Below are 6,257 nucleotides of genomic sequence, written 5' to 3'. Positions count from 1 at the left end.
TTTTTTTAAATTCTACAATGTTACTTTCTTATTGGCGCGTTCTGAATTTTGACAACCACCAATACTACATCTTCAAATAGCTTTCAGTTATATTTTTTATCAGCAATGGTATTTTTTAGTCTTTTAGAGAAATTAGTAATGTCATTATAAATTGTACCAACAAAATTTTCTAACAACTTATAAAGTTAATTGATATTAATATATAAATTGGACTACTCTTAAATCCAATGTTTATCATAAATAAAATATCTAATCTATTTTATCTATAAAATTGTGCAAAATATCCTATTTTTACAACTCATCAATTTTAAACTAAAGCATAAAAAAATATAATGTCAAAAACCATTGCCAAAGCAGATATCGATTTTGAAAAAGAACTCTGGGACGCCGCCAACGAATTGCGTGGTGCCGTATCTGAGAACAACTATAAAAACTACATCTTACCCCTAGTGTTTTTAAAACACCTGAGCGAGCGTTATGAGATTGTACACGATGAAATAGCCGACTTGCTGCAAGATCCAAAGTCTGATTATTACACTACAGACAAAGAAGAAATTAATTACGTACTCGAAGACCGCGACGAGTACCGTTCTCGCAATACCTTTGTAGTACCCAAAAAAGCATCTTGGCAATACCTGAAAGACAATGCCGAACAAGATGATATCAAAGTAATCATTGATGATGCCTTTGATTTGATACAAGATTTATTGACTGATCATAACACACAATTAAATAACTTATTACCCCGTATTTTTGTACGCTCTGAGTTGTCACCCAAGCAAACAGCCGGAATCATCAACTTATTATCGCACCCTAAGTTCTCCGAAAAGGAAAATCCAGAAAGTGATATTTTAGGTCGAATTTACGAGTTCTATATTGGTCGTTTTGCCATGGCCGAAGGTTCAGGTGCTGGACAGTTCTTTACACCGGGTAGCATAGTGCGTTTGCTGGTTGAAATACTAGAACCCTACAAAGGAAGAATCTTTGATCCTGCCTGCGGTAGTGGAGGAATGTTTGTGCAAAGTTTAAAATTCATCAAAGAACACGGCGGAAACAAAAACGATATTTCGATCTACGGACAAGAAATGACCGCTCAAACCCTGCGTTTGTGTTTAATGAACCTTTTATTACGAGATTTATCCTTTGATGTAAAAATGGGAAACTCCTTGCTAGAAGATAAATTCCCGTCATTAAAAGCCGATTATATTATAGCCAACCCGCCTTTTAATGTGAGCAACTGGCATCCGGAGGATTTACCTGATGGCGACCCGCGTTTGTTTGGTCCCAAAGAAGAATTTACCACTGATGGCTCTGCCAATTATATGTGGATGCAAACCTTTTGGCACCACCTTAGCGATACAGGAACAGCAGGTATTGTAATGGCAAACGGTGCGATGACCTCCAACACCAAAGGCGAAAAAAACGTACGCCAACACATGGTAGACAATAGTATGATCGATTGTATTGTACGCATGCCTGATAAATTATTCCTAACCACCGGAATCCCTGCTTGCCTTTTCATACTCAGCAAAAACCGTGACGGTAAGGATGGCGAACACCGCGAGCGCAATAATGAAATTTTATTCTTAGACGCCTCCAAAATGGGAACCATGGCAAGCCGAAAACTCCGTGTTTTTAGTGATGAAGATGTTAGCCGAATAGCCGACACCTACCACAATTGGAGAACTGTAGGAAAAACTTATGATGACATCGACGGTTTTAGCAAAGCAGCCACAATTGCCGAAGTAGCAAAACAAGATTACAAACTAACGCCCGGGATATACGTAGGAACCGAAGCTGAAGAAGATGACGGAATTTTGTTCGAAGATAAAATGGAAGGCTTAAAAGCAACGCTTTTAGCTCAATTTGAAAAAAGTGATGAACTGAAGAATCAGATTATAGCTAATTTCGAGAAGTTATAATTTGGGCGTGACCCTTTGTCTCGTCTTTTAAGGACGAGACAAAGGGTCGGGCTTTCCGTTCCCGCTTTTTTTCTTCAATTGCCACGGGTTTAAACCCGCGGTAATTGAAGAAAAAAGAGCTCCACTACAATCCCTCACGCGAGCGAAGGAAATTGAAAAAATTTGTTCAAAAAATAATATTGTTCATGTTTCGTGAACAAGTAAAAAAAATGAACAAAAATACTAAAAAAACAAAAAATGTTCAGTACCTTTGAGTGTTCATGATTTATGAACCAATAAAAAACTTGAACAAATGAAAAATTATAATCGCTTACTAGAGTATTTTCAGCAACTTGATTTTGATCTTACAATCAAAAAAACAACTGCTGAGAACAATAATTTTGATTGTACTATAATGATAAATGATCAGCCCATTTATGTTCAAATGAAAAATGAAATACGACCAGCAACACTGGCCGCAATGCATCAATTAGTCCCTCATGACCCTACTATTCTAGTGGCGGCCAACTATATTACGCCCAATGCAAAGGCACTATTAAAAACCCAAAAAATAAATTACATTGATAGTTTTGGCAATGCCTATTTAGATTTTGACCAATTAAAAATCTATGTCGAAAAAGGAAATGCAAAACCAATAACCAATAGCAGCAATGCTATTTTTACTCCTGCAGGAGCCAAGTTATTATTCGAATTATTGCAAAAGCCCGATAGCGTCAATACCACCTATAGAGCATTGGCAGAACAATGCGGCATTGCCTTAGGTAGTGTTAGTAAAATCATGACAGCCCTAGGCAATGAGGGTTTCCTTGTCAAACTCAATAATAAAAACGCTCAATTAATAAAAAAAGAGGAACTACTAGAAAGATGGATCCCATTAATAAACGAAAAAGTATTACCCAATTATAAGTTAGACACTTTTCAATTTGCAAAAACCAAACAAAGTGATTGGGAGAGTACCGATGAAACCATACAATGGGCAGGAGAACCCGCTGCAGCTTACCTTACCAATTATCTCAACCCAGAGCAATTTAGTTTGTTTACCAACCTTGCTAAAACCGAAATTATCACAAAAACAGGATTCTTACCCAACAAAAACGGCAACATAACCATCTATAAACCCTTTTGGAAGAGCGACACCAATGCCATAAAAACCGTACCGCCCTTGTTAATCTATGCCCAATTAATGTATGAAGGCAGTCCTAGAAATATTGAAACAGCAAAACTAGTATACAATGAGTTCCTACAACCCAACTTATAAAGACTTTTCATTTGCGCATCATGGCGATGTCTATCGTATCATGGAAACGCTATTTGCCGAGCTACAAATTGCTTATTATTTGGTAGGTGCCAATGCTCGTGATGTACAATTATACAAAGCCGGAATCAAACCCTCACGAGGTACTGCCGATATTGATTTTGCCATTATGGTACCGGACTTTGATGGTTATAATAGTATTCTGGAACGCTTATGTACTTTAGGTTTTTCAAAAACTGCCGAAAATTATCGGTTGTATTTTGACCAAACAAACACCATTATCGATTTTATGCCTTACGGTGCAATTGAACAAGATTATACCGTTAATTTTATAGAAAGAGAAATAAGCCTTTCGGTTTTAGGATTTAAAGAAGTGGGCGAAAAAGCCGAACTTTTCACTCCTACCGAAGAGAGTTATTCGATACCTGTTTCGCCTGTAGAAGGGATTTTAATTTTAAAATTGGTAGCTTGGAGTGACAAACCCGAAACCCGAACCAAAGACCTAGAAGACATTGCTACCTTGCTCAAACACGCCTGGGATTTTTACGAAACCGAAGCTTATGAGCACCATTTGGATTTATTTGACGCAGATTTTGAACAAAATAAAACCGCTGCACGAATCATTGGTCGAAAAATGAAACCCATCTTAGAGCAAAACCAAAAATTAAAACAAACTATTATCACGATTTTAACCGAAAGTATCCAGCCAAAAAAACGAGCCCAAAACCCCGAAATTACCCTTGCCAAAAACATGGATAAAACCATAGAGGAAGTAACCGCAATCTTGGAATTGATACTAAAAGGAATTAACGATTAAAAAATAAAATTAGAAATGCCCCAAAACTGGAAAACATATAAACTCTCTGATTTCATTCATATTAATCCATTAGTAAAATTAAAAACTAATGAGAAATATTCGTTTATTGAAATGAAAGATTTAGATGCAAATCTAAAAACTGTAAAACCTTCTGATTTTAAACTTTTAAAAGGTGGTGCCAAATTCCAAAATGGAGATACTTTGTTTGCTCGAATTACTCCTTGTTTACAAAATGGAAAAATTTGTCAAGCTAAGGACTTACAAAATAATGTTGGATTTGGATCAACTGAATTTTTAGTTTTTCGAGGAAAAGAAGGAATTTCAGATACAAATTTTATTTATTATTTATCAAGAGAACCTTTTGTTAGACAATTTGCAGAAGCTAACATGATTGGTACTTCTGGTAGACAGCGTGTTGCAAAAGAGGCTTTTCAAAACATAAAATTAGATCTTCCCCCTTTAAAAGAACAAACCGCAATCGCCTCTATCCTTTCTGCTTTAGACGATAAAATAGAGCTCAACCTACAAATGAATAAAACCCTAGAAGAAATGGCTATGGCGTTGTACAAACATTGGTTTGTAGATTTTGGCCCTTTCCAAAACGGAAAATTCATAGACTCTGAGTTGGGAATGATTCCCGAAGGTTGGGAAGTGAAACGTTTAGATGAAGTTGCGCATAAAAAATCTGAGACTTTTAATTTTTCCAGCAAAGAAGAGGTAGTTTTTGTGAATACTGGCGATGTTCAAGAGGGCAGATTTCTTCATTCAAAGAAAATATCTAAAAATGGGCTTCCGGGACAAGCAAAAAAAGCAATTTCGAAAGGAGATATTTTATACAGTGAAATTCGTCCAAAAAATAAAAGATATGCCTTTGTTAATTTTGATTCTAGTGATTATGTAGTCTCAACTAAATTCATGATAATCAATCCGAAATCAAACATCTTAAATAAATTACTTTATAGAATTCTCACAATGCAATCGACAGTGGATAACTTCAATTCAATTGCAGATGGAAGATCTGGTACATTTCCACAAATTACATTTGATGCTATTGCTGATATGAAATTAATTTTACCGTCTATAAATATTCAAAAAGAATTTCAAAATATAGTTTCTCCGTTAGAATTAAAACAAGACGAATTGTATTTAGAAAACCAAACCCTCACAACCCTACGCGACACCCTTTTACCCAAATTAATAAGCGGAGAAGTACGAGTAAAAGACATTGAAAATCAAGTAGCAGCCATACTATGAAAAACATGATCGAAATAACGGTTCAAAAAGCGGCAATCGAGTGGTTGCAGGATTTGGGCTATACCCACCAAGAAGGGAACTCCTTAAAACGCGACCTTAAAAAAGTGGTACTGGAGGATGATTTGCGTTCCTTCCTGCAAAAAACCTACTCAGATGTTCCTGCTACCGCTATCAATGAAGCCATGGCGGCCTTTACCCAACATTTAGGCATGGATACCGACCACCGCAACCGTGACTTTCATCGTAAAATGACACAAGGGGTTTCGGTTTCGTGGAAAGATGCTCAAGGTAAAGAAAATGCCAAGCACATTTATCCCATCAACTATGCTGCACCAGAGCAAAACAGTTTTGTTTGTGCTGATGAAGTAACTATAGTTGGTAAAAATACCCGCCGCACCGATTTACTAATTTTCATCAATGGTTTGCCCGTCGTGGTTTTCGAATTCAAAAATATGTTTTCCCAAGAGGTTGGCGTTGACAATGCGCACGGCCAAATTGGGCATTACTTACTCGATATTCCGCAATTGTTTGATTACAATGCTATCACCATTGTTTCAGACGGAATGGAAGCCTTGCATGGTATGTACAATTCGTCACTTAAATGGTTTGCTCCTTGGAAAAGTCTAAAAGGCGATACCATAGAACGAAACACCGATCTGCAACTCGAAACGCTAATTAATGGTTTGTTCCCTAAAGACATTTTACTTAATTACCTGCAAAATTTTATCTTTCACGAAGACCACAACGGCAAAATCATCAAGAAAGGGGCTAAATACCACCAGTTTTGGGGAATTAATAAAGCGGTAACCTCCGCAGTAGCCAATATAAAACCAAATGGTGACGGGCGTTTAGGCGTTATTTGGCATACCCAAGGATCAGGTAAAAGCATATCGATGGCAATATTGACGGGTATTTTGCGTCAGTTGCCCGAAATGAAAAACCCAACCATCGTAATACAAGTCGATCGCTCGGACTTGGACCAACAACTCTATGAAAATTTTGTACTCTG

The 6,257-nt window shown here is 36.9% G+C and carries 5 protein-coding genes; all 5 read left to right on the top strand.

What is annotated here, in order from left to right; all coding sequences use genetic code 11:
• The first annotated feature begins 332 nt into the window (after positions 1-332).
• Positions 333-1,922 carry a class I SAM-dependent DNA methyltransferase gene (locus tag P8M54_RS07680; RefSeq protein WP_300286883.1) on the top strand — a complete coding sequence of 530 codons (1,590 nt, stop codon included), beginning with the start codon at positions 333-335 and terminating at the stop codon, positions 1,920-1,922.
• Positions 1,923-2,214: 292 nt separating this feature from the next.
• Entirely contained in the window at positions 2,215-3,180 is a 966-nt protein-coding gene (locus P8M54_RS07675; RefSeq protein WP_300286881.1) for a type IV toxin-antitoxin system AbiEi family antitoxin, read from the top strand.
• A complete protein-coding gene (locus P8M54_RS07670; RefSeq protein ID WP_300286879.1) occupies positions 3,155-3,994 on the top strand; it encodes a nucleotidyl transferase AbiEii/AbiGii toxin family protein in 840 nt (279 codons plus the stop codon). The genes P8M54_RS07675 and P8M54_RS07670 overlap by 26 nt, the downstream gene beginning before the upstream one ends.
• 15 nt (positions 3,995-4,009) lie before the next feature.
• Entirely contained in the window at positions 4,010-5,248 is a 1,239-nt protein-coding gene (locus tag P8M54_RS07665; protein WP_300286876.1) for a restriction endonuclease subunit S, read from the top strand.
• Positions 5,245-6,257 (top strand): type I restriction endonuclease (locus tag P8M54_RS07660; RefSeq protein WP_300286874.1); only part of this gene is annotated, 1,013 nt, incomplete at its 3' end. The genes P8M54_RS07665 and P8M54_RS07660, both read left to right, overlap by 4 nt.

It is taken from the genome of Flavobacterium sp. (assembly GCF_029242675.1).
GTDB lineage: Bacteria > Bacteroidota > Bacteroidia > Flavobacteriales > Flavobacteriaceae > Flavobacterium.
Note: the sequence above shows the minus strand (reverse complement) of the source record. Positions and strands in the feature narration are given on the sequence as shown.

What these genes read in the sequence shown, in the direction of transcription:
- P8M54_RS07670 (WP_300286879.1), top strand. Translation starts at nt 3,155, where the DNA reads ATGAGTTCCTACAACCCAACTTATAAAGACTTTTCATTTGCGCATCAT.
- P8M54_RS07680 (WP_300286883.1), top strand. Translation starts at nt 333, where the DNA reads ATGTCAAAAACCATTGCCAAAGCAGATATCGATTTTGAAAAAGAACTC.
- P8M54_RS07665 (WP_300286876.1), top strand. Translation starts at nt 4,010, where the DNA reads ATGCCCCAAAACTGGAAAACATATAAACTCTCTGATTTCATTCATATT.
- P8M54_RS07675 (WP_300286881.1), top strand. Translation starts at nt 2,215, where the DNA reads ATGAAAAATTATAATCGCTTACTAGAGTATTTTCAGCAACTTGATTTT.